At 36.6% G+C, this 26,026-nt stretch carries 28 protein-coding genes; 14 read left to right on the forward strand and 14 right to left on the reverse strand.

Translation table 11 applies throughout. The features are described from left to right. Positions 1 to 60: 60 nt before the first annotated feature. Positions 61 to 1,224: an iron-containing alcohol dehydrogenase gene (locus tag WQ54_RS22685; protein ID WP_046587636.1), complete on the reverse strand. Its 1,164-nt coding sequence runs from the start codon at positions 1,222 to 1,224 to the stop codon at positions 61 to 63. A gap of 142 nt (positions 1,225 to 1,366) precedes the next feature. Between WQ54_RS22685 and WQ54_RS22690 the strand changes: the two genes are divergently transcribed. Further along, the gene (locus WQ54_RS22690) at positions 1,367 to 1,591 is read left to right on the forward strand and encodes a DUF378 domain-containing protein (protein ID WP_046587638.1); all 225 of its coding nucleotides are present in this window, start codon (positions 1,367 to 1,369) and stop codon (positions 1,589 to 1,591) included. A gap of 213 nt (positions 1,592 to 1,804) precedes the next feature. Here the strand turns inward: WQ54_RS22690 and yugI are convergent, their stop codons facing one another. From yugI to WQ54_RS22715, 5 genes are all read right to left on the reverse strand, one after another. Then, the gene (gene yugI, locus WQ54_RS22695; protein ID WP_046587640.1) at positions 1,805 to 2,203 is read right to left on the reverse strand and encodes a S1 domain-containing post-transcriptional regulator GSP13; all 399 of its coding nucleotides are present in this window, start codon (positions 2,201 to 2,203) and stop codon (positions 1,805 to 1,807) included. 141 nt (positions 2,204 to 2,344) lie between these two features. Then, a complete protein-coding gene (locus tag WQ54_RS22700; protein ID WP_046587641.1) occupies positions 2,345 to 4,018 on the reverse strand; it encodes a hypothetical protein in 1,674 nt (557 codons plus the stop codon). Continuing rightward, a complete protein-coding gene (locus WQ54_RS22705) occupies positions 4,011 to 4,571 on the reverse strand; it encodes an RNA polymerase sigma factor (RefSeq protein WP_046587644.1) in 561 nt (186 codons plus the stop codon). Before WQ54_RS22705 ends, WQ54_RS22700 begins: the two co-directional genes overlap by 8 nt. A 230-nt stretch (positions 4,572 to 4,801) precedes the next feature. Next, entirely contained in the window at positions 4,802 to 5,971 is a 1,170-nt protein-coding gene (locus WQ54_RS22710; RefSeq protein ID WP_046587646.1) for an aminotransferase, read from the reverse strand. After that, positions 5,968 to 6,468 (reverse strand): Lrp/AsnC family transcriptional regulator, encoded by a 501-nt coding sequence (locus tag WQ54_RS22715; protein WP_046587649.1) that lies wholly within the window; start codon positions 6,466 to 6,468, stop codon positions 5,968 to 5,970. Before WQ54_RS22715 ends, WQ54_RS22710 begins: the two co-directional genes overlap by 4 nt. Positions 6,469 to 6,737: 269 nt before the next feature. Here WQ54_RS22715 and WQ54_RS22720 point away from each other — a divergent pair, with 269 nt between their 5' ends. Then, positions 6,738 to 7,571, forward strand: coding sequence for an alpha/beta fold hydrolase (locus tag WQ54_RS22720; protein ID WP_046587650.1), 834 nt, complete (start codon positions 6,738 to 6,740; stop codon positions 7,569 to 7,571). A 175-nt stretch (positions 7,572 to 7,746) separates the two neighbouring features. Here WQ54_RS22720 and WQ54_RS22725 read toward each other — a convergent pair whose 3' ends face one another. Continuing rightward, entirely contained in the window at positions 7,747 to 8,007 is a 261-nt protein-coding gene (locus WQ54_RS22725) for a DUF1871 family protein (protein WP_046587652.1), read from the reverse strand. 111 nt (positions 8,008 to 8,118) lie between these two features. Between WQ54_RS22725 and WQ54_RS22730 the strand changes: the two genes are divergently transcribed. Both WQ54_RS22730 and WQ54_RS22735 read left to right on the forward strand, forming a co-directional pair. Continuing rightward, entirely contained in the window at positions 8,119 to 9,285 is a 1,167-nt protein-coding gene (locus WQ54_RS22730; RefSeq protein WP_046587654.1) for a MalY/PatB family protein, read from the forward strand. A 157-nt stretch (positions 9,286 to 9,442) separates the two neighbouring features. Beyond that, positions 9,443 to 10,741 (forward strand): sensor histidine kinase, encoded by a 1,299-nt coding sequence (locus WQ54_RS22735; RefSeq protein ID WP_046587656.1) that lies wholly within the window; start codon positions 9,443 to 9,445, stop codon positions 10,739 to 10,741. 106 nt (positions 10,742 to 10,847) lie between these two features. Here the strand turns inward: WQ54_RS22735 and WQ54_RS22740 are convergent, their stop codons facing one another. Beyond that, the gene (locus tag WQ54_RS22740; RefSeq protein WP_046587658.1) at positions 10,848 to 11,048 is read right to left on the reverse strand and encodes a hypothetical protein; all 201 of its coding nucleotides are present in this window, start codon (positions 11,046 to 11,048) and stop codon (positions 10,848 to 10,850) included. A gap of 161 nt (positions 11,049 to 11,209) precedes the next feature. Between WQ54_RS22740 and WQ54_RS22745 the strand changes: the two genes are divergently transcribed. Beyond that, on the forward strand, positions 11,210 to 11,599 hold the full coding sequence (locus WQ54_RS22745; protein WP_046587659.1) for a kinase-associated lipoprotein B: 390 nt from the start codon (positions 11,210 to 11,212) through the stop codon (positions 11,597 to 11,599). A 100-nt stretch (positions 11,600 to 11,699) separates the two neighbouring features. On the opposite strand, the gene kapD is transcribed toward WQ54_RS22745, so the two are convergent. Next, positions 11,700 to 12,323, reverse strand: a complete 624-nt coding sequence (gene kapD / locus WQ54_RS22750; protein ID WP_084822276.1) for a 3'-5' exonuclease KapD — start codon at positions 12,321 to 12,323, stop codon at positions 11,700 to 11,702. 392 nt (positions 12,324 to 12,715) lie between these two features. Between kapD and WQ54_RS22755 the strand changes: the two genes are divergently transcribed. Both WQ54_RS22755 and WQ54_RS22760 read left to right on the forward strand, forming a co-directional pair. Continuing rightward, positions 12,716 to 14,524, forward strand: coding sequence for a transglycosylase domain-containing protein (locus WQ54_RS22755; protein ID WP_084822301.1), 1,809 nt, complete (start codon positions 12,716 to 12,718; stop codon positions 14,522 to 14,524). A 14-nt stretch (positions 14,525 to 14,538) separates the two neighbouring features. Next, positions 14,539 to 14,946, forward strand: coding sequence for a thiol-disulfide oxidoreductase DCC family protein (locus WQ54_RS22760; RefSeq protein WP_046587663.1), 408 nt, complete (start codon positions 14,539 to 14,541; stop codon positions 14,944 to 14,946). Between the two features lie 185 nt (positions 14,947 to 15,131). On the opposite strand, the gene WQ54_RS22765 is transcribed toward WQ54_RS22760, so the two are convergent. Next, a complete protein-coding gene (locus WQ54_RS22765) occupies positions 15,132 to 15,689 on the reverse strand; it encodes a DUF5366 family protein (RefSeq protein WP_046587666.1) in 558 nt (185 codons plus the stop codon). Between the two features lie 137 nt (positions 15,690 to 15,826). Beyond that, on the reverse strand, positions 15,827 to 16,054 hold the full coding sequence (locus WQ54_RS22770; protein ID WP_046587668.1) for a hypothetical protein: 228 nt from the start codon (positions 16,052 to 16,054) through the stop codon (positions 15,827 to 15,829). Positions 16,055 to 16,296: 242 nt separating this feature from the next. Here WQ54_RS22770 and WQ54_RS22775 point away from each other — a divergent pair, with 242 nt between their 5' ends. Genes WQ54_RS22775 through mnhG form a run of 7 tightly spaced genes read left to right on the forward strand, consistent with a single transcriptional unit; the run spans position 16,297 to position 22,057 of the window. Next, positions 16,297 to 18,702 carry a Na+/H+ antiporter subunit A gene (locus tag WQ54_RS22775; RefSeq protein ID WP_046587669.1) on the forward strand — a complete coding sequence of 802 codons (2,406 nt, stop codon included), beginning with the start codon at positions 16,297 to 16,299 and terminating at the stop codon, positions 18,700 to 18,702. An 11-nt stretch (positions 18,703 to 18,713) separates the two neighbouring features. Further along, entirely contained in the window at positions 18,714 to 19,136 is a 423-nt protein-coding gene (locus WQ54_RS22780; protein ID WP_046588013.1) for a Na(+)/H(+) antiporter subunit B, read from the forward strand. After that, on the forward strand, positions 19,136 to 19,477 hold the full coding sequence (locus tag WQ54_RS22785; RefSeq protein ID WP_046587671.1) for a Na(+)/H(+) antiporter subunit C: 342 nt from the start codon (positions 19,136 to 19,138) through the stop codon (positions 19,475 to 19,477). The genes WQ54_RS22780 and WQ54_RS22785 overlap by 1 nt, the downstream gene beginning before the upstream one ends. After that, positions 19,470 to 20,951, forward strand: a complete 1,482-nt coding sequence (locus WQ54_RS22790; RefSeq protein WP_046587672.1) for a Na+/H+ antiporter subunit D — start codon at positions 19,470 to 19,472, stop codon at positions 20,949 to 20,951. The genes WQ54_RS22785 and WQ54_RS22790 overlap by 8 nt, the downstream gene beginning before the upstream one ends. A gap of 5 nt (positions 20,952 to 20,956) precedes the next feature. Continuing rightward, positions 20,957 to 21,433, forward strand: coding sequence for a Na+/H+ antiporter subunit E (locus tag WQ54_RS22795; protein WP_046587674.1), 477 nt, complete (start codon positions 20,957 to 20,959; stop codon positions 21,431 to 21,433). After that, the gene (locus tag WQ54_RS22800) at positions 21,433 to 21,717 is read left to right on the forward strand and encodes a Na(+)/H(+) antiporter subunit F1 (protein WP_046587676.1); all 285 of its coding nucleotides are present in this window, start codon (positions 21,433 to 21,435) and stop codon (positions 21,715 to 21,717) included. Before WQ54_RS22795 ends, WQ54_RS22800 begins: the two co-directional genes overlap by 1 nt. Further along, the gene (mnhG, locus tag WQ54_RS22805; RefSeq protein WP_046587678.1) at positions 21,701 to 22,057 is read left to right on the forward strand and encodes a monovalent cation/H(+) antiporter subunit G; all 357 of its coding nucleotides are present in this window, start codon (positions 21,701 to 21,703) and stop codon (positions 22,055 to 22,057) included. Before WQ54_RS22800 ends, mnhG begins: the two co-directional genes overlap by 17 nt. 15 nt (positions 22,058 to 22,072) lie before the next feature. Here the strand turns inward: mnhG and WQ54_RS22810 are convergent, their stop codons facing one another. The 3 genes from WQ54_RS22810 to WQ54_RS22820 form a co-directional block, all read right to left on the reverse strand. Next, positions 22,073 to 22,438 carry a hotdog fold thioesterase gene (locus WQ54_RS22810; protein WP_046588015.1) on the reverse strand — a complete coding sequence of 122 codons (366 nt, stop codon included), beginning with the start codon at positions 22,436 to 22,438 and terminating at the stop codon, positions 22,073 to 22,075. Between the two features lie 517 nt (positions 22,439 to 22,955). Then, positions 22,956 to 23,606 (reverse strand): response regulator transcription factor, encoded by a 651-nt coding sequence (locus WQ54_RS22815; RefSeq protein ID WP_046587680.1) that lies wholly within the window; start codon positions 23,604 to 23,606, stop codon positions 22,956 to 22,958. A 112-nt stretch (positions 23,607 to 23,718) separates the two neighbouring features. After that, the gene (locus tag WQ54_RS22820; RefSeq protein WP_046587681.1) at positions 23,719 to 26,016 is read right to left on the reverse strand and encodes a histidine kinase; all 2,298 of its coding nucleotides are present in this window, start codon (positions 26,014 to 26,016) and stop codon (positions 23,719 to 23,721) included. Positions 26,017 to 26,026: the final 10 nt, after the last annotated feature.

Genomic DNA, 26,026 nt, shown 5'->3' on the forward strand with positions numbered 1-26,026 from the left:
TAAATTGTTTTTGCTCAAAGAGCTGTTAAAAATTACATTCTTTTAGAACAGAAACAAACATTACAATGACGCTGTCAAGATCGCCATTACATCCTGTTTATTTAATTTTTTAAAGTTGCCGAACTCACCATTTACCATCGCTTTATCGGCCATAAGCTCAATGTTCTCATCACCGATTTGATAGTCTTGTAATCGGCTTGGTGCTCCGATGCTGCTCCAGAATTCACGAAGTTTTTCTATACCTTCCAATGCAATTGTTCTGTCATCTTTTCCGCTAGGATTAACATCAAAAACATTTACTGCAAGCTGGACAAATCGCGATACATTCTCTTCAAGAGTATGCTTCATCCAATTTGGGAATAGAATAGCCAGTCCGCCGGCATGCGGAATATCGTAAACAGCAGAGACTGCATGTTCAATATTGTGGGTTGCCCAATCTCCGTGATAGCCCATTTGCAATTGGCCGTTAAGAGCAATCGTTCCAGAATAAAGGATCGTTTCACGCAGTTCATAGTTCTCGAGATCTTCAATTAATTTGGGTGCTGTTTCAATCACGGTTTTTAAAACTGATTCACAAAAGCGATCCTGTAAAGGTGTATTTTTCGTGTGATGAAAATATTGCTCAAAAACATGTGTCATCATATCAACCATTCCATAAATCGTTTGATCCTTTGGAACCGTAAACGTATTTACGGGGTCTAAAATAGAAAATTTCGGGAAAGTAAGCGGGCTGCCCCAGCCATACTTTTCTTTTGTTTCCCAATTGGTGATAACTGATCCTGAGTTCATTTCAGATCCAGTAGCTGCGAGTGTTAGTACCGTGCCAAAAGGCAGCGCCTCTTTTGGAATATGCTTTTTGGTGACAATATCCCAGGCATCTCCATCATATTTCGCTCCGGCTGCGATGGCTTTTGTACAGTCAATAACACTGCCTCCGCCTACAGCTAAAATAAAGTCAATGTTCTCCACTTTGCAAATTTCTACTCCACGGTGAACTGTTGATAGTCTAGGATTTGGTTCGACACCTGATAATTCATATAAGGTAACATCGATTTTCTTTAACAAATTGACAACATTATCATAAAGACCATTCCGCTTAATACTGCCTCCACCATATACAAGCAGAACACTCTTTCCATATTTCGGAACTTCAGTTTCTAATTGTTGAACCTGCCCTTTTCCAAAAATCAGTCTAGTTGGATTATAGTATGTAAAGTTTTCCATTATAAGATCGCCTCCATAGTTAGATTATGTACATTTGCCTTTTTGTTGTAAAGAAAACTGCATTGCCATGAATTCCCACCGAATATAATTCCCTCATCTACACAATCTAATCATGTAGTCATATTCAAAAGGAGGTTGCACAATGAGCGCCATTCAACGTATAGCACTAGTTCTTACCATAATCGGAGCAATCAACTGGGGTCTTATTGGATTTTTCGATTTCAATTTAGTAGCTGCGATTTTCGGTGATACTGCATTATCACGTATTATATACGGTCTAGTTGGAATTGCAGGATTAATAAACCTCGGCCTGCTCTTCAAGCCTTCAGCTGAAGTTGCAAGAGAACCGCGACCAGAAGCAAGATAAAAAAATTGCTCTGAAGCGAAAGACTAAGAGCGAATATACACTATGCAAGCAATAAAAAAGGATGGAACGCTGTGCGTTCCATCCTTTTTAGTCCGTTCATTTATTCCAATCATAATGGGCAGTAAAACCAAATCTTTAAGTTATAGAGAAACTAGGAAGATAAACTGCCCGTAATCCGACGAAGGACAGGATGTCTAAGTCGGAAATCACACATTATTTTTTAATTTCTTCACGTTTAGATTGTTCGATCCATTCTTCAAGCTTATCTTTTAATGTATTAAATCCTTGTGGAGTTTCTGTATCCGTTTTAACAGTTGCTTGACGTTTTTTTGGTTTTTTCGGTGCTTCTTTCTTTTCTTCAGCTGGCGCCTCTTGTGTTGCGCGAATTGATAAACTGATTTTTCCAGTGTTTTCGTCTACAGATAACACCTTAACCTGTACTTCGTCGTTTAGCTTTAAATGTTCGTTTACATCTTTTACAAATCCATGAGTAATTTCTGAAATATGAACTAACCCTTGAGTTTCTTCATCAAGTGCAACGAACGCTCCGTATGGTTGAATTCCTGTAACTTTACCTGTATGAACACTTCCTACTTCGTACTTTGTTGTCATGATAACACTCCTAATTTTCTTATATTTAAAGGTCTCTTTATACGCAATAAAAAATTATATCACATTTCCACTTTTTTTTCAAAAAGTATTTTTCTTTCCTCAGCCCTAGTATGCCAAAAAAGCAACGATTGAAATCGTTGCTTAAGAAAGTGGTTGATATTCAACTTTTGGAAGACTATTCTCAAGTCTCATTTTAAAGAGGACCGATTCTCCATTTTCTTTTATGAGAACATGCTCGATTACTTCGCCAGTCTCCTCATAGTTCGTTCTTACATACTTTACTTCGTTTGATAAAGCTTGATAATCAGCTTGTGCAGCTTTCATCTGTTCAATAAATACTTCTAACTCCGGCAATTTAGAACCTTTTCCATGATAAGAAAGCTGGTAAGCAGTCTCAAAATCTCCTTTTGAAATGGCATACATGTAAATTCTTGCGACCGCAAATTCTATTGATGTGTCAGCCCCGCTATATGGTTCGCTGTAAATAGAAGTAGCGCCAGTATCCTTCAAAGACTTATATCGAGCAAGCATTTCCTTAGTGGTCGGCAATAAATGCTTTTCCAAAGAATATTCTTGAACTTTTGGCTTTAATATATCAGGCAAGGTAATTTCTTCTGCTCTTAATTCATCTGTCAATATAAATTGAGCTGCCTTTAATTTTTGGTAAAATTCTTCTACAACTTTTGCAGTTTCTGAAAATTTATTTTCGCTAATTAACTTTTCAAAATTTATTTTTATCTCCTCTTTTAGTTTTTCACCCTCGATTACAATGCTTGTGTTGTTCATTCCAAGTAAATAGGAAGCAAGGTAATACTGATACTGTATTTTAAGCTCTTCTGCTATAGGAGAAGACGGATTTTTCAAAATGAATTCTTCAATTTCGAGTAATCGTTTTCCAAGCTCAGGATGACTAATGGCTAAAGCTCCATCCATAAAAGCTTCCTTCTCAGACTTGATTTTCAAATATACCTTCGCATCCTCTGTTAAAGCTTTTTCTAAACTCTTATAAACGTCCGTATAATCAGGCTTAAAATTAATACCTCCTTCACCTTCATGGAAAAAGATATACCCATATGCTCTCAGTGTTTTCGTTAATTCAATAAATTCTTGGTCTCCCTCAATGAGATTGCCATCGTTTAATTGTTTAACATAATTTTCTATATCCGTTATTGAATGTTGATTTTGAATAAACAAATCATACCATTCTTCAAAGAATAATTCGTGAAGCAGCTCTAATTTATCGAGATAACTATATAGCTGGCTTTCAGTTATTTCTTCACCATTTACGGCATCTTTCTTGAACAGCTCAAATTCTTCATTTGGCATTGAAACCCGATAAGTAATGATCTCTTTAACCTTGTCCCTATACGTTTCAAGCTCAGCCTGTGATTCATAATTTTTTCGCTGTTCAAATCGTTCAACAGCCGCTTTCGCTTCTTGGACAAACCTGTATTGCTCAGCCTCCTCGAACTTTAGGTTTTCGTTTAACTGATCGAGATTTCGTTCATATAATCCTCTCGTTTCATTTATCGCTTCTTCAATTTCCTTATTTGTTACCGGTTGATTTTTCGGCCCCTCTTCACCGGTTCTAAAATTTGTTGATTGTGACATAAGCTGAATTCCGAGAATGCCTCCAATAATAAGTACTCCAATAAAAGAAGCTACAAGTGGAAGTTGAAAAACGGCTCGCTTTTTTACCGGCTTCTCTTGTCTTTTTATTTGATCCATTATTTTATCAGACGATGAAACTGTTGGGAGTTTCTCATAGGACTGTTTTAAAGATCTCATACGTTCTTCGAAAAGTTTATCATCCATTTATGTCACCTTCTTTCTTGTTAAGTTCCTCGATTACTTTTTTCAGCATGGTCTTTCCCCGTAAAATTCTTGTTTTAACAGTTGATAGGGTAATTGACATGATTTCAGCAATTTCTTCATATTTTTTCTCGTGAAAATAATATAAAACAATTGGTATCCGGTATTTCTCATCAAGCTTTTGGATGGCTAGATGCAAAATTCGATCTTCTTCACTTTTTAACACAGCTGCTTCGATTTCTGGATAATCATCATTTCGAAAGTCTTGTTGTATTTTAAAAACCTTTCGAAGGTTTGATTGTCGTTTTCTAGCAAAATCCCTTGTAACATTTAAGGTAATTTTATATAACCAGGTTGAAAACTTTGCCTTAGTAAATTGATCGATAAAGCGGTAGACACGAATAAAAACCTCTTGAGTGATGTCCTCTATTTCATCATGTCTATTTCCTAATTGATAGGCAAATTTTTCAACTACAGGATAATGAAGTTCAACAAGCTGCTGAAACGCATTCATGTTTCCTTGCTTGGCCTTTTTTATCAGTTCTTCTTCAGACATATTTAACGACCCTCCCTTTTCGCTTATAAAACGGGACTGTTTCTTCATTTGTTTCATTCAGAAAAAAATTTTAGGTGTGATAAATGAGGCAAAGATGGAAGATTTTAAAAAAAGCCTTAAAAAGGGGTTTATGTACACAAGAAAGGGGGAATAAGACAAGCGTAAGGCTTTCTAGTATTCCCCCTTTTTCTATAAAAGACTGTCTGACAGAATCAAAGACAGTCTCTTTTTTATATGCGCTTTTTCACAAAGCGATTCATTCTTTTTAATGCTTCTTGAAGCTGATCTAATGATGATGCATATGAGCAGCGAATATATCCTTCCCCGCTTTCGCCAAACACACTTCCAGGAACAACGGCTACTTTTTCTTCTAATAGCAGCGCTTCCGCAAATTCCTCTGATGAAAGATTGGTTATTTTGATTGATGGGAAAGCATAAAAAGCTCCGCCAGGAACATGACATGTCAAGCCAATATCATTTAAAGCTCCGACAAATAAATTTCTCCGTTGTCTATAGCTTTTCTTCATATGAAGTACGTCTTCTTTACCATTTTTCATCGCTTCGATTGCAGCGTATTGTGCCATGGTTGGCGCACACATCATGGAATATTGATGGATTTTTAACATCGCGCTTAAAAACTCAGGATTTGCCGCAACATAGCCTAGACGCCAACCCGTCATAGCAAAGCCTTTGGAAAACCCGGAAATAAGAATTGTACGTTCAGCCATCCCATTAATCGATACAAAGCTGGTATACATATCATCATATGTAAGCTCCGCATAAATTTCATCTGAAAGGACAAGCAAATCATGCTTTTCAATGATTTTGGCGATACTTTCCAATTCTTCTTTATTATACACTGTACCAGTTGGATTGCTTGGAGAACATAATATGATCCCTTTTGTTTTTTCAGTGATTGCCGCTTCAAGCTCAGCAGGCTGAAGTTTAAATTCCATTTCGCCATTCGTTTGAATCGAGACAGGAACACCGCCCGCTAATGAAACGAGCGATGAATAGGCAACAAAGCTAGGTTCAATCACAATTACTTCATCACCAGGGTTAATAATTGCCCGCAACGCGATATCAAGAGCCTGGCTCGCTCCAACTGTTACAATTATTTCTGTTTTGGGGTCATAGTTAATCGTTGTTTTCTCTTTTAAATAGTGGCTTATTTCGCTTCTCAATTCAAGTAATCCTGCATTCGCAGTATAGGATGTATATCCTTGCTCAAGAGAAAGAATGCAGGCTTCCCTTACATTCCAAGGAGTTACAAAATCAGGTTCACCCACCCCTAACGAAATAACGCCTTCCATACTGGAAGCTAAATCAAAAAATTTTCGGATTCCAGATGGTTTTAAATTTTTGACTGTATCTGAGAGGTAATGAGAATGTTCGATCATGGAGACACCACAATTCTCTTATCCTCATCATCTTGTTCAAATATTGTTCCATCATGCTTATATTTCTTTAAGATAAAATGAGTTGTCGTTGATAAGACTGAGTCTAATGTAGATAATTTTTCAGATACAAATTGAGCGATAGCTGACATCGATTTACCTTCAATAATGACAGATAAATCATATGCCCCTGACATTAAATAAACAGATTTTACTTCATTAAATCTATAAATACGGCTTGCGATTTCATCAAAGCCTACTCCGCGTTTAGGCTGTACTTTCACATCGATCATTGCTTTCACACCTTCGTGACCATCAACCTTGCGCCAATTTACTTGGGCAGTATAGTCAACAATGATGCGCTGATCCTCTAAATTTTTAATTAACTGTTTTGTTTCTGCTTCTGTTAAATCAATCATTTTGGCGATTTGTTCTGCAGATAGGCGACAGTCATTTTCTAAGATCTCTAATATCTCGACTTCCTTGTCCGTAAACTTCATATCCACCACTCCCACTATTCAAATCTTCAGATAATTATACCATTATACACCTGGTTTTCATATGTTTCACCAAAAGAATTAAGGGTAGATTTTACATGAGTGTTTCTTTTCATTTCGGTGAAAATATAAAAAAACAATAAAAATTCATTTGCAATGATGTCAATTGATCTTGCACATTTCGCTTTAAATATACAGCCAGCAATGTTAATCGACATTTCATTTTAACATATGATAACCTTTTATCTATAGGAAAAACGGAGTGAATGCTTATGGAAAAGAGTCATTATTATTGCAGCACTATAAACATTCTTGGTGTAAACGTTCACTATGAGGTATATGAAAAAAACCCTTCAAAACCGACAATGGTGTTAATACATGGATTTTTATCCTCGAGCTTTTGCTATCGAAAAATTATTCCTTTATTGGAGAATGAATTTAAAATTATTGCCATTGATTTGCCGCCATTTGGGAAAACAGAAAAATCAACAAGATTTGTCCATTCCTATCGAAATATGGCAAAGCTGGTGATTGAATTAATCCAATGTCTGCAAATAAAAAAGGCATATATTGTCGGGCATTCCATGGGAGGACAAGTTTCGCTGATTGCCGCGAAGGAAAGACCTGATTTATTTGAAAAGGTCGTACTCTTATGCAGTTCAGGATATATGAAACGAGTTCATCCATCTTTAATCTTAGGTTCTTACATTCCTTATTTTTATTTAGGCATCAAACATTGGCTTGCAAGCCAAGGCGTGTTAAAAAATTTATACAACGTGGTGTATGATCGGTCGTTGATCGACCAGGAAATGATGGATGGATATTTGGAGCCATTTCACGATGACCGAATTTTTAGGGCCCTAAACCGAATGATACGTGACCATGAGGGAGATTTGCTTCCAGAAGAGTTAAAGAAAATCGAGCAGCCTAGTCTTCTGATCTGGGGAAATGAGGACAAGGTCGTGCCTGTCCATATCGGGAAAAGACTCAAAAACGATCTGCCTAATTCCAGCTTTTTTTCATTTAAAAACACAGGTCATTTGGTGCCAGAAGAAAGACCAGAGCATGTGTCGGATATGATTTTTGAATTTTGTCACGCTAATTAGAAAAGCGGAAGCGCCTTGCTCAGCGACGTATGAACTGGAGCACTCCGTATGAGATAAAGGAAACACGAAGAGCGAAGCGATTCGATGTTGACTTATCGTAAGGAGGAGGGGGAAGTTCATTAGTCGCTAGGCGCTGAAGCTAGACAAGAAAATCTAAGGACAAAGAATTTATTGTTTATAATTCGCAGCTGGAATTATTTTTTATGAGAAGCAGTTGCTTAGCAAAGCTCTCGCATTTTTGCAGAGGAATAATTTCTTCAAAAGAAAACTCATAAATCGCCTGAATTTTTCTAGCAAGGAGCATGATGTCATCATATAGATGAACCGCTTGCAGGACGTCCACTACTTCTGTTTCATAGCTTCCCTCTCCATAGCCTAACGGATCCCACTGTAATAAAAGCTCCATTAATTGTAGATTCGTTTGCTGTGCTTCCATTTTTTTCACCTTTACCAATCTTATTTTTTGCACTGTCATTGTATCACATTTATCATGAAAGATAATAGGAAATGCAAGGTTAGAAAATAATCTTCTTTTGAGGTGAAACAAGTGAGTAGATTTGATGAGGTACTAAATCGAAAGAATTCAAATTCCGTGAAATGGGATACAAAGAGAATCTTTGGCATGGACGATGTCTTGCCAATGTGGGTTGCCGATATGGATTTCAAAGCGCCTGATGAGGTGCTCGATGCTCTGCATTCACGTGTTGAACATGGGATTTTTGGTTATACCATCCCTGGTGCGAAAACAGAGCAAGCTATTCAAAACTGGTTAAAAACCCGTCACAATTGGGAAATTGACACAAGTATCATTACATATAGCCCTGGAATTGTAACAGCGATTAGTATGGCGATCCAGGCATATACAGGTCCAGATGATAAAATTGTCGTTCAGCCTCCCGTTTATTATCCATTTTTTGAAGTAGCCAAAAAGCATAATCGCGAGGTCTTATATAATCAGCTGTTATTAAACAATAATCATCGTTATGATATTGATTTTGAAGACCTTGAAGCAAAGCTTTCTGATCCAATGACGAAAATGTTTATTCTCTGCAACCCGCATAACCCGAGCGGGCGTGTATGGAGGAAGGAAGAATTAGAGAGAATAGGAGAGCTTTGTATCAAGCATGATGTTCTTATTGTCTCAGATGATATCCACTCTGATTTATTATTGTTCGACAGTCAATATACACCAATCGCTTCAATAAATAATGATATAGCGGATCGGACCATTACATGTATTGCCCCAAGCAAAACATTTAATTTAGCAGGACTTCAGGCATCTGCTATCCTTATTTTAAATGATACGCTAAAAAGAAAATATAACGCTGCGCTTCAACTCTATGGTCTTTTTACATTAAACACACTTGGTACTGATGCTATGGAAGCAGCTTATACACATGGAACAAAATGGCTGGATGAGCTCATTGATTATTTACAAGGAAATATTCTTTTTATTGAAGATTTCCTGAAAGAGCACCTTCCAGAGTTAAAAGTAATGCGGCCTGAGGCTACCTATCTCGTTTGGCTTGATGTTCGCTATCTAAAGAAAACAGACAAAGAAATAAAAGAACTCCTTCTCAAAAAAGGGAAGCTTGGTTTAGAATCAGGCTCTAAATTTGGTGAAAATGGCGCAGGATTTTTAAGAATGAATATTGCCTGTCCGAGAGAATTGGTGAAGGATGGATTGAATCGTTTAGTTGAAGCATTAAAATAAAAGCTTTCATAATCAATTGGGGTGTCTCAAAAGAGTTCGCCCCTTTTCTTTTTTAAGTCCCTTTGATCAATTTTCAACTTAATTTTATCAAAAATTAACCCCTCTTAAGAAGATTTAATGGTATAATTAGGCAAACTACTTCTAAGGTGACAATCTAATGGAACTGTTAAAAGATATCATCCTGCAAATTGCATTTATTATCTTTCCGATTTTCATCTATCATTTATTTTGGCTAAGCAGAACGCATGTCCAAGTAATCGAGCCAAACAAAATTCTTATTTCTTGCAGTACCATTCTATCTTCTATACTCTGTATCCTTTACCCAATTGAACTCGCGGAGGGATTATACGTAAACCTTCAAGGGATACCTTTATTTATCAGTATTGTTTATGGAGGATTTATTCCTGGTATCTTAACGATGCTGCCAACTTTAACATACCATTTGTTTCAATTGAATCTTGAATGGTACACTGCGGTTCTATGTGTAATTGTCTATTGCACCCTCCCATATTTGCTTCGCATAAAGTGGCAAAGCTTCGGATTAAAGCGGAAGCAGGGCTGGGCAATTGTTTATGGTGCATTCCTCTTTGGATTTTCATTGCTTTTTCTCGGGTATGAAAGCGTTTTAAAAAATGCCTTTTTCTCAATGAAAGACCTTTATATTATTAATGCGTTCAACCTTGTTCTGGCGATCATCCTATTAGTTACCATCTACTTAATTGAATATACGAAAGAAAATGCATTGATACGCATGGAGCTGGTTAAAGCAGAAAAAATGTCGATGGTCAGCGAGCTTGCAGCAAGTGTCGCTCATGAGGTTCGCAACCCTCTAACTGTTGTCAGGGGCTTTGTTCAATTGATCGGAAATTCAACAGACAACAATATAACCCAAAGAAAAGAGTATATGAATCTTGTGCTTGCTGAATTAGATCGTGCCCAATCAATTATTACAGACTACTTAGGTTTAGCGAGCCAGCAATACATAGCGAAGGAAAAAATAGATTTAGCAGAAACGTTAGAGGAAATTAAAACACTTATGACCTCATATGCAAATTTTAAAACAGTCACAATTAACGGGAATATTAATAAAGATTTATATGTAATAGGCGATCACGCCAAATTAAAACAGGTATTTATTAATATTATTAAAAATGCCATTGAAGCAGTGCCGAATGTTGACGGAAAGGTTTCAATTCAGGCATATGTTTCACATGAGTTCGTCAGGATAAAAATTATGGATAATGGAATAGGCATGTCACAAGAACAAATTGCCAGGATAGGAGAGCCCTATTTTACCTTAAAGGAAAAAGGTACAGGCTTAGGATTAACAGTTACCTATTCGATTATTAAAAATCACGGCGGTACCATTCGTTACAAAAGTGAGCTGAATAAAGGAACAATTGCTATGGTTTCTCTTCCTTATTTCGTATCGGATAATGAGCAAGATGCAGGATAAGCGATTGTCATAAAAAGGACAGACCCTCTAAAAAACGCCAATATATAAGTACTAACCAAATTAGTCTTGTATATGGTGCTCTGGTGTCTGACCTTTTTATTTCTACTTAATTCTTTTCTTTCCGCTCTGACTTTTTTAACAGATCATCTACTTCTTGCTGTTCTTTCTTCGATAGTTTAATGATAAAACGAAAAGCAATGAAAGCTAAGATGGTAAAGACCACCATCGTAATACCAGCAGGAATATATTCCGTTTTATCTTCTGGAAAATATAAAAACAAACCTAAAACAGGAATTAATTGGATCATTTTGTCACGACCTTTCTTATCCTTACTATAACAAGTTTTACACTGATTCACTAGGCTGTATTTGTGTTTCCATAAAACGTTCAATATTATTCTTTTTTGTTCCTGCATGTTAAGATAACAATGGATTAGCTTGTACAATAGTAAAAAAGGATTGATGCGAAATGGAAGAAAGAAAGATAGGAGAAATAGTAACAGGAATCTACAAAACAGGAAAATATATCGGGGAAATTACAGATGTTCGTCCAATGCATTATTTAGTTAAAGTAAAAGCTGTCCTAAAGCATCCGCAACAGGGCGACTTACATCATCCAAAACAAGCAGATGTTCAGCTTTTTCATGAAAGACGTGCATTAGCGTACAATGAGCAAACAAATATTCCTAAGCAAATGGTAAAACCTTATTATGGAGCTATCCCAGAATATGAGGATTCGCTTAAGCAAGCGATGGCCGCTCTAAAAAGCGAATTAGAATTAATGGATACCCCGTGGGCGCAGAAATCACTTACCATGATTTCTTCATTAGAGGCAGATTACTTCCCTAATAAAGGGTAAAATAGGTAAACATTACTCAATAACAATAGATATGTGTACACCACAGCGACAACTATTGTTATTGAGTAAGTTAACTATGATGTGTAAAGCTTGTGTTCGATTAAGTTGCATATTTATTTAATACCTTCGCAAGATCAATTCTATCACCAATTGTAGGAGGCGTTGGTTTCTGTAAGTATCGTTTGTCCTCTTCAACCAGCTTAAATATATTATAGGTTGTTAAAGCATCATCTAAAGCACAGTGATGCTTACCTGTAGCTTTTTTTCCATATTCCTCAACCGCCTTCCACAGGCCGGTTTGGTTACGGTCACCGAAAAATTTTTTATATTCCATTGAAAGGTCTCTTATATTCCCGGTAAAAGGAAAGACCTCACCATTCATTTGACAATTTTGCCGCAATACTTTCATGTCCATGTTCCCCCAAGTAATAACAGTAGCAGGAGATGGATCATTATATTTTGTTAACGTTTTTAGAAGTTCAGAAAAGGATATTCCCTCATCAATTTTTGCCTGAGAGATCTTTAGAAAGGTTTTACAGCGCTCACTTAATAAGGGGAATCGCATCGGTTTAACATATGAGGAAAATTGTTCTTCTATTTCATGGTTTCGAACACAAACAATTCCAACTTCAATTATTTCTGGATAAAACCCTTTAGGTTTTGCCTTTCCTTCCGGCATCGTAAATTCAAAATCAATAAATAATAATCGCTCTTGTCCCTTCAAACTATCTCACCCCTCCTTTTTGTAAAATCAACTTTTTGTTTCTATTATTATATCATCGGAGCTGCTAATTTAACTTCAATTTTTCAAAAAATAATGAATTATCCCTTGACTATTTTTTCAAATGAAGAAAGTCATGAGTCGTTTTTCCCGCAACAAGCAAAAAATTTGTCCGCTAACCGGAAAGAATCAGGTAAAATAAAGTGAGACTTCCCTCAGCAGGAGGGTTTCCTGCTGTGGGTTAGCGAAACTTATCGGATCTTTACGTGCAGTTTCCCTCGGCTATTTCATTTAGGAATTACTGCTTGTTAAGAATTAAATAATTCTAGAAAAATTGATGAGAAAGAGTGTGACTTAGAGTGCGAAGTGTATTTGGATGGATTTGTGTTATCATCATGGTGCCGATTTTCCTTTTCAGCGGATTTGCTGCTGGTAAAGAATCGAAAGCCGTTAAAGGGCTTGGAACTGTTTTGGAGGAAAAGATTCCTATTGAATCTTTAGAATTAACACAAAACAGCTATATCTTTGATCATGAAGGAGAACTGATTTCAGAAATAACATCTAATCAGCAAAACCGTGTATATGTACGTTACGAGAATATACCCGAGGCTGTTAAAGACTTATATATTGCATCTGAGGATCAACGCTTTTTTGAACATATTGGGTTTGATGCCGGCGGAATGCTTAGAGCGGTATTTGTCAACGCTAAAAACCAAACTGTTGAACAAGGCGGCAGTACGATTACACAACAACTTGCACGTAATGTTTATTTATCCCATGAACAAACCTATAATCGAAAGCTGAGTGAGCTCCTTTATTCCTACCAGCTTGAGAAAAACTTTACAAAGGAACAAATCCTTGCAGCCTATTTAAATACAATTTATTTTGGAAACGGCACATACGGGATAGGAACGGCGGCTACCTACTATTTTAGCAGACAGATCCAGGAGCTACATTTAGCGGAACTTGTCTTTATCAGTACAATTCCAAATAATCCAACAATGTATGATCCTATTAAAAACTTTGGTAAAACAAAGGAGCGTCAAGAACGTTTGTTAAACCTGCTTTATCAAACCGGGACCATTTCAAAACAGCAAAAGGAAGAGGCAGTTCACTATCCTATTACTCTTTCTATTAACAAAAAAGTTGATATTCATCCAAATTATGTTACGTATGTTCATGAAGAGTTAAAGCAATTAATTTCAGAAAGCGAAGGATTTGCCGGAAAGTTAGCTGCAGATCAAAACAAAGAACTCATAGAAAAACAGCTTTCAGAACGTGTTAACGAGATCGTAAGCAAGGGTATTATTATTCATACAGCATTAGATACGTCCATACAAACGAAGCTTGATAACGCGCTCCAGCACCATATACCATCTGATCAAGTGCAGGGTGCAGGGGTCGTAATCGATCATCAAACACATAAGATTGTAGCCCTTTCTGGAGGAAAGGACTATAAAAAGTATTCGTTTCATCGGGCATATCAAGCATATCGTCATCCCGGCTCGGCAATAAAACCACTTCTCGATTTTGCACCATATATTGATTTAACCGGGACAACAGCTACATCAAAAATTGATGCAGGAGCTTTCTGTCAAGCTGACTACTGTCCGGAAAATTATAGTAAAAAGAATTACGGGATGGTATCACTCGAAACGGCATTAAAATATTCATATAATACGGCAGCGGTACGCATGCTAGATAAAATAGGAATTGAAGAGGGATTATCCTACTTAGAGCCATTTGGATTTTCTGCTTTAGCAAAGGATAAGTATGATCTTTCAGTAGCCTTAGGCGCCCTTGATATTTCACCATTAGAAATAACCGGGGCATATACGGCATTTGCTAATAACGGGCTTTATATTGAAAATCATGCGATTCGTAAAGTTACTGACCTGTCCGGAAAAACGCTCTATGAGTGGAAGGAAAAACCTGTTCGAGTTTGGAAGGAAACGACAAATGATCAAATGCGCAAGCTGTTAGCAGCAGTTATCAAAAGTGGAACAGGGCAGAAGGCTGCTGTTTCTAGTGAATATGTAGGTGGAAAAACCGGGACGTCAAGTGAATATCGCGACCTTTGGTTTGTCGGCTTAACAGATCGGTATACAGCTGGTGTTTGGGTTGGGAAAGATCAGGGAGGCAATGTAAGCCACCTTTATGATCAAGGACCTTCACTGCTGATTTGGAGAGATATTATGAAATAGAAAGTAGGCTGTAAATGAATATTTCAGATGAACGTATTATGTTGTTTGATGGGGTATGTCATTTTTGCAATCATTCGGTTCAATTTGTTATTCGGCATGATAAGCAAGGAAAATTTAAGTTTGCTGCCCTGCAATCACCTATTGGGCAAGAACTATTAAAAAAGTACAATCTTCCTTTAAAAGATTTTGACAGCTTCGTTGTCATCAAAAACAACAATTATTATTTAAAATCAACTGCGGCCATCCAAGTCTGCAAAGAACTGGGTGGGCTTTGGACAGTATGTTCCTTGTTCATTATCATTCCAAAACCGATTAGAGATACTCTCTACAATTTTGTGGCAAAAAATCGCTATAAATGGTTTGGGAAAAAAGATCAGTGCATGATCCCTTCCCCTGAAGTTCGGAAACGGTTTTTATCATAAAAAAGAAGGAGCGACATTATGTCAGCTCCTTCTTTTTTTACTTTTCAATGTTATTAACGAATTTCTATTTTATCGACGAATTTCAATTTAAATCGGCGCTTTCTTGATTTTATCAGCGACTTTCTCATTATTTAAGGGCTCCTTAACTTTATCAACGAAATTTAATCATAACACCGCAACTCACTTTAAACTGGTAAGCTTGCCATTACACTGTTATACAACCTAAAGCATACATACATCGTTCCTAAAAGAAAGATAAACCAAAAAAGGACATGAAACAAAACCAAACCAATCAAGGAAAACGACGTGAGTGAGTTGCTGATTTTGTAAACGATATAGACAAAGTAACAGCCTGTTGCAAGAACGAAGATCGCTACAATCGCTAATGGAACTTGAATAGCAGCTAGAGATAGCGCACCTGCGATTAAATATATGGCTGAACCGCCTCTTATTTTTGAAAGATTCTCTCCTGTTACATCCTTTGAGAAAAATAATAGGGAAAGCTCAGTGACTGTGTCAGCAATTAATTTTAGTGCTGAAAAAACCATAAAATAAAGCAGCGCAAATAATATAAATAAAGCCAGCCTTATGCCATTATTCGAAAAAAACTCTAGCATTCCTTCATAGATTCCAAAAGCCTGCAGATACTCGATTACTGCTATAACTGTCGCTATCGACATAGATGTACTGAATAGTAAAATCGTAATAAGTGGAAAATAACTAGTAAAATATGTATTTTTCATTTTAATTCCCCAAAATACATTTGCTTTTTATCCTCATATTATGAAGTAGAGTTCTTCATTTGACAAGTAAATTTTTACAGTTTCTATGTAAAATTACCCATAACAAAAAACAGAATGCAACAATGTTTACATCCTGTTTACTGGGTGACGACCCGAACATATTCCCGAGGTTTAAATTTTTCAAATACATTTTCTTGCTGAATGAAAAAATCAACCGAAGTTTCAGTATTTGTTAATTGAATCCATAAATCTTCTTCTATTGTCGTATCAACATACTCTCTTTTCATTTTTTCATTTATATTCCAAGCAATGCCAAACATGCATGAAAACAAGCATCCAGCGATAAGAAGCTTCACTTTTTGCATGAAATCACCTCATTATTTAGGATGCTCTTATATCTTAAGAATATACAATTCAACAAAAATTTGTTATCATTTTTATGTTCATATGAACTCGAAATCGACTTTTAGGGACTGATAGCATCCTGCATTCTGAAACATAATAATCAGTATAGGGGTTACCAAAATCCTTCATCAATTTTTTCGATGTTTTATGCAGATCTTCATCTATTTAGTAAATTATTTCAGTACTGTAAGGGGGTTAAAAAATGACATTATTACATTTGGCCATTTTATCACCATTTTTAGCAGCCATACTCGTTCCATTTCTGTATAAGTTATTCCGAAAAGTTCATACAGGCTGGTTCGTATTGGTTTTACCCATTCTACTTTTTATTTACTTTTCCCAATTTGTCAACAGGACTATGGAAGGTCAGCCAGTAATCTCTATTGCCAATTGGATTCCTTCTCTTGGCATTAATTTTACTGTATACATAGATGGCTTAGGCTTGCTTTTTGCCTTGCTCATCACAGGAATTGGTGCACTTGTTATTTTATATTCGATTTATTATCTATCAAAAAATAAAGAACAGTTACACACATTTTACGTTTATTTGTTATTGTTCATGGGTGCTATGTTAGGTGTTGTTCTATCTGATAACATCATCGTCTTGTATACGTTTTGGGAATTTACCTCCCTATCCTCCTTTCTCTTAATTGGATACTGGTATAAACGTGAGAAATCTCGCAACGGTGCACAAAAATCGATGCTGATTACTATTTTTGGTGGTCTGCTTATGCTTGGCGGATTCATCATGCTTTATATCATGACAAATTCCTTTAGTATAAGAGAAATCATTGGACAGGTTCCTGAAATGTCTCAGCATGACTTGTTCATCTCCGCATTGGTTTTGATATTATTCGGGGCATTTACGAAGTCTGCGCAGTTTCCCTTTTATATCTGGCTGCCAGATGCTATGGAGGCGCCTACACCGGTCAGTGCGTATTTACACTCGGCAACAATGGTAAAAGCAGGTATTTATTTAGTTGCCAGATTCAGTCCTGTTTTCTCCGGAACACCTGAATGGTTTTGGATTGTATCCGCTTTTGGGATCTTCACAATGTTCTGGGGTTCTTTCAATGCGGCTAAACAAACAGATTTAAAAGGTATTCTGGCATTTTCAACCGTCAGTCAACTCGGGATGATTATGTCCATGCTGGGTGTCGGGTCAGCTGCCATCGCACTAGATTCACTTGATGATAATATCTTCATCGTAGCGACACTTGCAGCCATCTTCCATTTAATCAACCATGCTACGTTTAAGGGAAGCTTATTTATGGTCGTAGGGATTATCGATCATGAAACAGGTACGCGTGATATTCGGAAGCTTGGCGGTCTTATGAGTCTTATGCCAATTACCTTTACGATTTCCATTATCGGGGCTTTCTCAATGGCAGGATTGCCGCCATTTAATGGATTTTTAAGTAAAGAAATGTTCTTTACTAGTATGATTCGTGTTCTTGAAATGGATGTTTTCAATGTCGAAACGATCGGGCTTTTATTCCCGATTTTCGCTTGGGTCGGAAGCATCTTCACATTCATTTACAGTATGATCCTTGTGTTTAAAACATTTACCGGGAAATATCAGCCTGAAAAGCTTGAGAAAAAACCGCATGAGGCGCCAATCGGTATGCTGATTTCACCGATGATCCTAGCGTCGCTTGTGATTATTTTCTTTTTCTTCCCAAACATATTAGCCTATACAATTATTGAACCGGCAATGGCTTCCATCTTACCAAGCTTACTTGCGGACGGTGGACATTTCCATGTTCATATAAGCGGATGGCATGGACCTACTCCTGAGCTTTATATGACAATTGGTGTGGTCTTGCTGGGAGTGCTGGGTTATCTCACATTGACAAAATGGCGGAGCGTTTACCGCATCGTTCCAAAGAAGCTTACGTTAAATAAAGGCTATGACCGAGCCTTATATTGTCTGGATAAATCCTCTCTAGGGATAACAAAATTCTACATGACAGGATTTATTCGAGATTATTTAGTTTATATCTTTACATTTTTCATTGTCATTTTAGGAACAGCGCTTATCATTAAACAAGGATTTTCATTTTCATTAGAAGGAACGGCACCTGTTGGAATTTATGAAACGGTTCTTGCTGCTGTAATGATCATTGGGACAATCACTGTTTTATTTTCAAAATCCCGCTTAACTGCGATCATAGCCCTTGGTTCAGTGGGTTATACGTTATCACTCTTTTTCGTTTTATTTAGAGCGCCTGATTTAGCTCTTACTCAATTATGTGTTGAAACCGTTTCGGTTGCTCTGTTCTTACTCTGCTTTTATCATTTACCAGAGTTCAAGAAGAAAGAGAAAAAACTCCGCTTTAGAATGACGAATCTGATCATCTCCTTAGGGGTAGGGACGATCGTGACATTGATTGCATTGTCAGCAAACAGCCAGCGTGTTACAGAAACCATTGCAAGCTATTTTATTGAAAACAGCTATAAGCTTGCTGGCGGGAAAAACATGGTAAATGTTATCCTCGTCGATTTTAGAGGCTTTGATACATTGTTTGAAATTACCGTATTGGGCATTGCCTCGCTTGGTATTTATGGCATGATACGCGTGAATGTAAAAAGGGAGGAAGAAGGGTGAAGAAAACAAATATAAAAACAAATGATCTCATATTCCAAACGGTAACAAAGACCGCTGTGTTTATTATTATTATTTATTCTCTCCATCTTTTCTTTTCTGGACATTATACTCCAGGCGGAGGATTCATTGGGGGATTAATGACGGCATCAGCGATTGTGTTGTTACTATTAGCCTTTGATATAAAAACAGTTGTAAATTCGTTGAACATTGACTATATCAAAATGACGGCTACAGGCTTGCTTATTGCACTATTAACAGGGGTAGGTTCGTTTTTCTTTGATGTCCCTTTTTTAACCCACACATTCAGTTATGTAGATCTTCCGGTACTTGGTAAAACCTCATTAGCAACTGCCGTCTTATTTGATCTAGGCGTTTATCTCGTTGTTATTGGTGTAACAATGACCATTATCCAAACGATTGGAGAGACGGAATAATGGAAGTTTTAATGTCTATTGTAGCTGGTGTTCTTTTTACTGCAGCCGTTTATTTAATGCTTTCCAAAAGCTTATTGCGCATCATTATTGGAACTGGTTTATTAAGTCATGGCGCACATTTATTAATTTTAACAATGGGCGGGCTAAAAAAAGGAGCTGCTCCCCTTCTAGGCGAGCATGCACAAAGTTATGTTGATCCACTGCCGCAAGCGTTAATTTTAACAGCGATTGTTATTAGCTTCGGGGTTACCTCGTTTTTCCTTGTCCTAGCCTATCGTTCCTATCAGGAGCTTGGAACAGATGATATGGATCAACTAAGGGGAAATGATCAGCATGAATAACTTAATTATCCTACCAATCGCTATACCTTTATTTGCAGGGATCATCTTAATCTTTTTCAACAAAAACATCAGGATTCAGAGATGGCTAAGTGTGATTGCTTCATTAGCTGGAATCTTTTTTTCGTGTATCATCGTTCAAACGGTTCACATAAATGGTATTCAAACGTTGGAGATTGGAAACTGGAAGGCACCATACGGCATTGTTATTGTTGCAGATATGTACTCAAGCTTACTTGTCTTAACAACGAGTATTATTGCTTTTACTTCGTTATTGTTCGCTTATTCTACAATAAATGTTGAAAGGGAAAAATTTTTCTTTTATCCTGGCGTACAATTTTTAATTTTAGGTGTATCAGGCGCTTTTCTAACAGGAGACATTTTCAACCTGTTTGTTTTCTTTGAAGTAATGCTCATGTCTTCTTATTTGTTAATCGTATTAGGGAACTCGAAAATGCAGCTTCGCGAATCTATTAAATATATTCTTGTGAACGTCATCTCATCTGCTCTTTTCGTTATTACTGTTGCGTATCTTTACGCTGTTACCGGTACATTAAACATGGCAGATTTAAGTGTAAGAATAGCTGAAATGGGACAATCCGGGCTTCTCACCGTTATCTCCCTCCTGTTTTTAATTGTATTCGGTTTGAAGGGAGCTCTGTTTCCGCTTTATTTTTGGCTGCCTGGCTCATACCAAGCACCGCCATCAGTTGTCACTGCCCTATTTGGCGCACTATTAACAAAGGTTGGAATTTACTCAATTACGAGAGTTTTTACCCTCATTTTTTATCATGACCCATCCTTTACCCATCAACTATTGGCATGGTTAGCTGCCTTGACAATTATTTTCGGGGTCATAGGCGCAATCGCTTTTTGGGATATCAAAAAGATTGTGATTTACAATATTATCACTGCAGTTGGCATAATCCTATTTGGGGTTGCCGCAAATACGCCAAATGCAGTTGAAGGGTCTGTTTATTATTTAGTTCATGATATGATTATTAAGGGAGCTTTGTTTTTCTTAGCTGGAGCGATCATTGCGATAACTGGAACAAGCAATTTACGAAAAATAAGCGGGTTGATGGCTAGTCATCCGTTTTTAGGCTGGATGTTTTTTATTGCCGCATTAGCCTTGGCAGGAATTCCGCCGTTTAGCGGTTTTGTTGGAAAGCTGAAAATCGTCCAAGGCGGTTTTGAAGCTGGGGAATATACGATTTCCTTTATCGTTCTACTTTCAAGTTTGCTCGTTCTTTATTCTGTAATGAAGATCTTTATTAACGGCTTTTGGGGGGAACCGAAGCCGGAAATGGCAAACCAAAAAGGATCGGCAAAAGGAATGCTCTTACCGATTGTCATCTTGCTCACATTAACTGTTGCATACGGATTAGGTGTAGAATGGCTTTCACCTTATATATCGCAAGCTGCCGAAACTCTGCTTGATCCGACAATCTATATTCAAGCAGTATTGAAGGAGTAGTAAATATGGCATTTCAAATCTTACTGAACTTTTTTCTAGCGTTTATATGGATGTTCCTATCAAATGATTACTCAACTCTAGCATTTTTTAAAGGTTACTTCTTTGGCGGACTTATTATCTTTGCGCTTAGGAGATTTTTTGCCCACCGCTTTTATTTACTAAATGTCATTGCTGTTATTAAGCTTTTCTTTATTTTTTGCAGTGAGCTTGTTAAAGCAAATATTGCTGTGTTAAAAGTGATTTTATCTCCAAAGCTTACAATGCGCCCCGGCATTTTTGCCTTAGAAACAGAACTTGAGAAGGATTGGGAAATTACTATCCTGGCTAATTTAATTACATTAACACCAGGTACGCTTGTGTTAGAGGTTTCTGAGGATAATAAAATACTCTACATCCATGCAATGGATATTGATGATGTGGAGCAAGCGCGTCTCGATATTAAAAATTCATTTGAAAAGGCTATTAAGGAGGTGAGCCGTTAATGTTTAACCTTGTTATCGGCCTCTCGTTACTCATTGTAGCGATCTCTACCTTATTATTTGTTTACCGTCTTGTGAAGGGGCCTTCTACACCAGATCGAGTGATTGCGCTTGATTCGATTGGTATAAATTTAATTGGCATAACAGCCATCATCTCGATCGTTCTTCATTCAAATGCGTTTGTGGAGATCATTCTCTTAATCGGGATTCTAGCATTCATTGGAACCGTTGCTTTTTCAAAATGGCTGGAGAAAGGAGAAATCATCGAAAATGATCGAGATCAGTAAATTTATCGTAGGCTTTCTCATTCTCCTTGGCGCACTATTCAGTTTAGTGGCAGCGATCGGTGTTGTCAGGCTGCCAGATACGTACACACGTAACCACGCTGCCTCAAAAAGTTCAACCTTAGGAGTTTTAAGTATCCTGTTAGGGCTGTTTATGTATTATTTACTCATTGATCATCATGCAAATGCCCGTGTACTCTTAGGAATTGTTTTTGTATTTATTACATCACCTGTTGCTGGCCATCTCATTATGAGGGCTGCCTACAATATGGGTGTTCCTTTATGGCATAAAAGTGTTCGTGATGACTTAAAAACAGCAAGGAAAGCTAAAAAAAGAAGATGAGCTCATCTTCTTTTTTTATGGCCTCTTTTTTAGGATAGCCATTGTACAACGTGACAAACAGATTAATTCATTCTCTTCATCAACAATGTTAATTTCCCATACCATTGTTGTTTTTCCTCTGTGAGCAGGCTTTGCATACGCGGTCACAGTCCCTGACTTTTTCCCGCGAATATGATTTGCGTTGATTTCCAACCCAACACAAATTTCTGTTTCCTGATCAATTAAATAATAGGCTCCTACACTTGCAACTGTTTCCGCCAATGCGACAGAAGCACCTCCGTGCAACAATCCAAACGGTTGGTGAGTACGGTGGTCTACAGGCATCGTTGCAACTACGCCTTCATCTGAAATAGATGTTATTTCTATACCTAATGCCTCCATTAAGGTATTCTCCACATTAAAGTCCACTCCATTGCCCCCTTACATCCAGTAGTATCAATATGTAGACTATAATGTGAGTATAACACAGCCTAATCGTTATTTTCTCAATAACGCTACAACCAAAAGCAAATAGAATCCTAGAAATAGCAATGTAGGTGAAATAGCCAAAATGTCCATAATAACCCCCTAATTGATGAAACAGTTAATCCTTTCCGTGCAGGCTTTGTTACCATCATAAAGGATGAATATCATGGCAATGTTTACGCTATGTATAGTTTTCGTTAAAACTAGATTCACTCTTTGTAAATTGAACATAAGTTTTGAGTCTATTGAAGGGGCTAGATCCTAGAGGCTAAAGGCTGTCGGCAGTAAAATTTGCGACGCCATCGCCATGGCAGCCCTTACACAACATGTACTGGGCTTACCAGCTGGATGCCAGCGTTTATCCTCAATTTAAAGTATTTATCATTTCCTAAACGACAAAAAAAGAGCCAAGTTAAAGGCTCCTTACATTCTGCTATTCAATGATTCCCTCAGCTTTTGCAATGAGAACTGCCTCAGTACGTGTACTGACATTTAATTTATTAAAAATGGATGTTAGGCTATATTCAATCGATCTTTTACTTAAATGCAGCTGATCAGCAATTTCTTGATTGGTAAGTCCTTTTTCAACCTCATGTAAAATCGCTTTTTCACGCTCGTTAAAGACATTTTGAACATAGGCGGAATCATCCGTTTTTGCTTGTTTATGATGAAGCAAATTTCGTAAATATTGATAAGGGACAACAATATCTCCATTAATGGCATGGCGAACAAAGGATAGCAGCTTTTCTTTCGACTCAGTCTTACTAATTGCACCATGAATGCCAAGTCGGAGTGCCTCTTCTAAATAATCCTCCACATCATAACCAGTATACAGGATTATTTTGCATGAATGCTCCATTCGAATAATCGTTTCAGAAAGCTCTATTCCGTTAATTTCTCCTAAATTTAAATCCATTAAGATCGCATCAAATGGGGAAAAATCAAATTGCTCAAAAGCCTCCACTGTGTAAGGAGGATTTAAGCAATCCACCTGGACTCCAGGCTCAGCTTCCAGTATTGCTTTTGTACCTTCTCTTACTGCCGGATGATCATCGATCACTAAAATCGTTATTTTTTCTGTCATTTTTTTCACCCTTTAAATTGTACTTAACGATGGGATGTCCAATTAAGAAGGGGCTGTCTCAGGAAGGGTCTGACCCTTTGGTTTTGAGAAAGCCCCTTTATAAACGCCAAACTTAAATTTCAACATCAATTTTTAAGCCGTTACCTTTTGCTGAGTCAATGTTAATTGAGCCTTTTAAGGCCTTCACCCGCTCGCTAATTCCTGACAATCCCATACTTTCGGTTTTATCATACCTATGATTATAATCAAACCCAATTCCATTGTCCTCATAATGAAGAACTATTTTTTCTTTTATACAAACAAGAATGATTAATACGTGTGATGCTTTTGAATGCTTTTGGGCATTTGTCAGCAATTCTTGGACAATCCGATAAAGATTTAACTGTGTATCAATATCGAGATTCATTGTAAAGTTACCTGTATTTAATCTGATATCAAAGTCAACGATTTCCTGATATTGCATCACCAGCTTATTAAGAGCCTTAACCAAGCCCAAATCATAAAGCAATTGCGGGCGCAATTCCTGACACGTTTCCCTTGTGGTTTTAATAATTTTCGTCATATTGCTATTCATCTTTTGCAGCTGGTTCTTTAATTCCGTTGATTCCACATCAATTCCAGATAGTACAAGCTCACACTGTCTTTTTAACGAAACTAAATCCTGAAGCACTGAATCATGAAGATCCTTTGCAAGATTTGAGCGTTGCTTTTCTTCAATCGAAAATAACAGTTTTGTAAGCCATGCCGGATTTTGTCCCTCTGTCTCAATCTTTTGTAAATGCTGCATAAGCTCGTCAATTTTCAAAAAGTTTTCTAACGATACATTCGTATAAAAAGATAAGGTTTTTAGCCAAGAAATTTCATCGCGTGTAAGTCTCGGTGTATTTAAGATCGACAAACAAAGCAGCACATAGCTCCTATCCTCGGTTTCGCCAATATTAATGACAAAACCCTTATCCACTTCAATTATTTTCCCAATTTCATTCGAAACATTTTTTATTTCTGAAAGATAGGAACCAAAGTCCGCTTCTTTTGCATGCGGGTCAACAGAAGTTATCTCCTTCTGCTTATCAATCTCAATAAAAAAGGCCTTGCTAACCAGCAAAACGTCCACGATGACCTGTTTCAGTTCGGTGATAACCTGATCTAAATTACTCGACTTCCTAATGCTTTGAGTATATTTAAAAATGCTGTCTTGGTAATTGTATTTTTCAGAAAATCTTTTCAGTCTGAAGCGGAAATCAAAGATTTCTTTTATATAAAAGACAAGGATCATTGCTAAATAAACTACAATTGTGAGTTTTATCTGATAAAAATCAGGGTTACTTTCCTTTAAATTAAGCATAATGCCTACAATAACCAAGGAAGGTATTATTGCTAATAATGAGTAATACCTCAACCTTCCTAATAAAAACTCAATATCATATATTTTGGTAGCTAAAAATTGATAAACCAAAGAAAAAGGTATTAATAATAAGAATGCAGCTAAAAAAGTTGGTGAAAAGATATATTTCTGAAAAATGACATAAGGTAAAACATAGAATAATAAAAAGGGTGAGAATGCTAGAACATTCGTAACTATTAATATTTTAACTATATACGCTTGTTCCGAGTACTTTATCTTTTTTAATCCAGTAAATTTCAAAACAAAGGTTAAAATAAGCAAAATAAAAAAAGAACTTAGATTGATCATTCTATTTATATGAAAGCTAAATAAAAATATATTTTGAGAAATCTCAGCAAGTAAATTAAGTACTACTAAGAAATATCCAAATTTTATAAAAGCAAAACTAAAGAGTTTTTTCCCGAGTTCATAAAAATATTGATATAAAAAATGAAGATAACTTACAGGTACCAGAATAAATAAACTTAAGTTAATATATCTGCTTATTTCATCCCCTCTTGAAGAGCCAGTGGCACTAATATATGCCATTGCAATAATTAATAAAAATAAATTAAGCAAATTTGCAGACTTTAAATTAACTGTCTTATTTGATTTATAGATATAAAAGCTACAGAAGATACAAAGAGAAAGTACTGTCAATGGTATTATTATAACAAATAGACTCTGTGTACTAAGTAATGAAGTGTAAACCTGGTAATATTTATTTATACCGTCTCTTTTTAGAGTAAATGATTGTACCTGCTCAAGAACTTCTTGATTTATTAGAGGTTCATGTTTAAATGGGTCTGCACCGTTAACCTCAACGAGAATATCCCCAACCTTAATACCTACTTTTTCAGCCCATGATTTTGGTTCTAAATTAGTAATTATTATTTCATTATTCTTGTTTATTTCGACATTTGCTCCAACATATGGATACTTAATATTTAAAAAGGAAATATATATTGAAATAATAATACTTATTACCAAAAATAATTTATATGTGTTATTAAAATTACCTCGCATTGCGGACACC

The sequence above is a fragment of the Bacillus sp. SA1-12 genome (genome assembly GCF_000981385.1).
Lineage (GTDB): Bacteria > Bacillota > Bacilli > Bacillales > Bacillaceae > Metabacillus.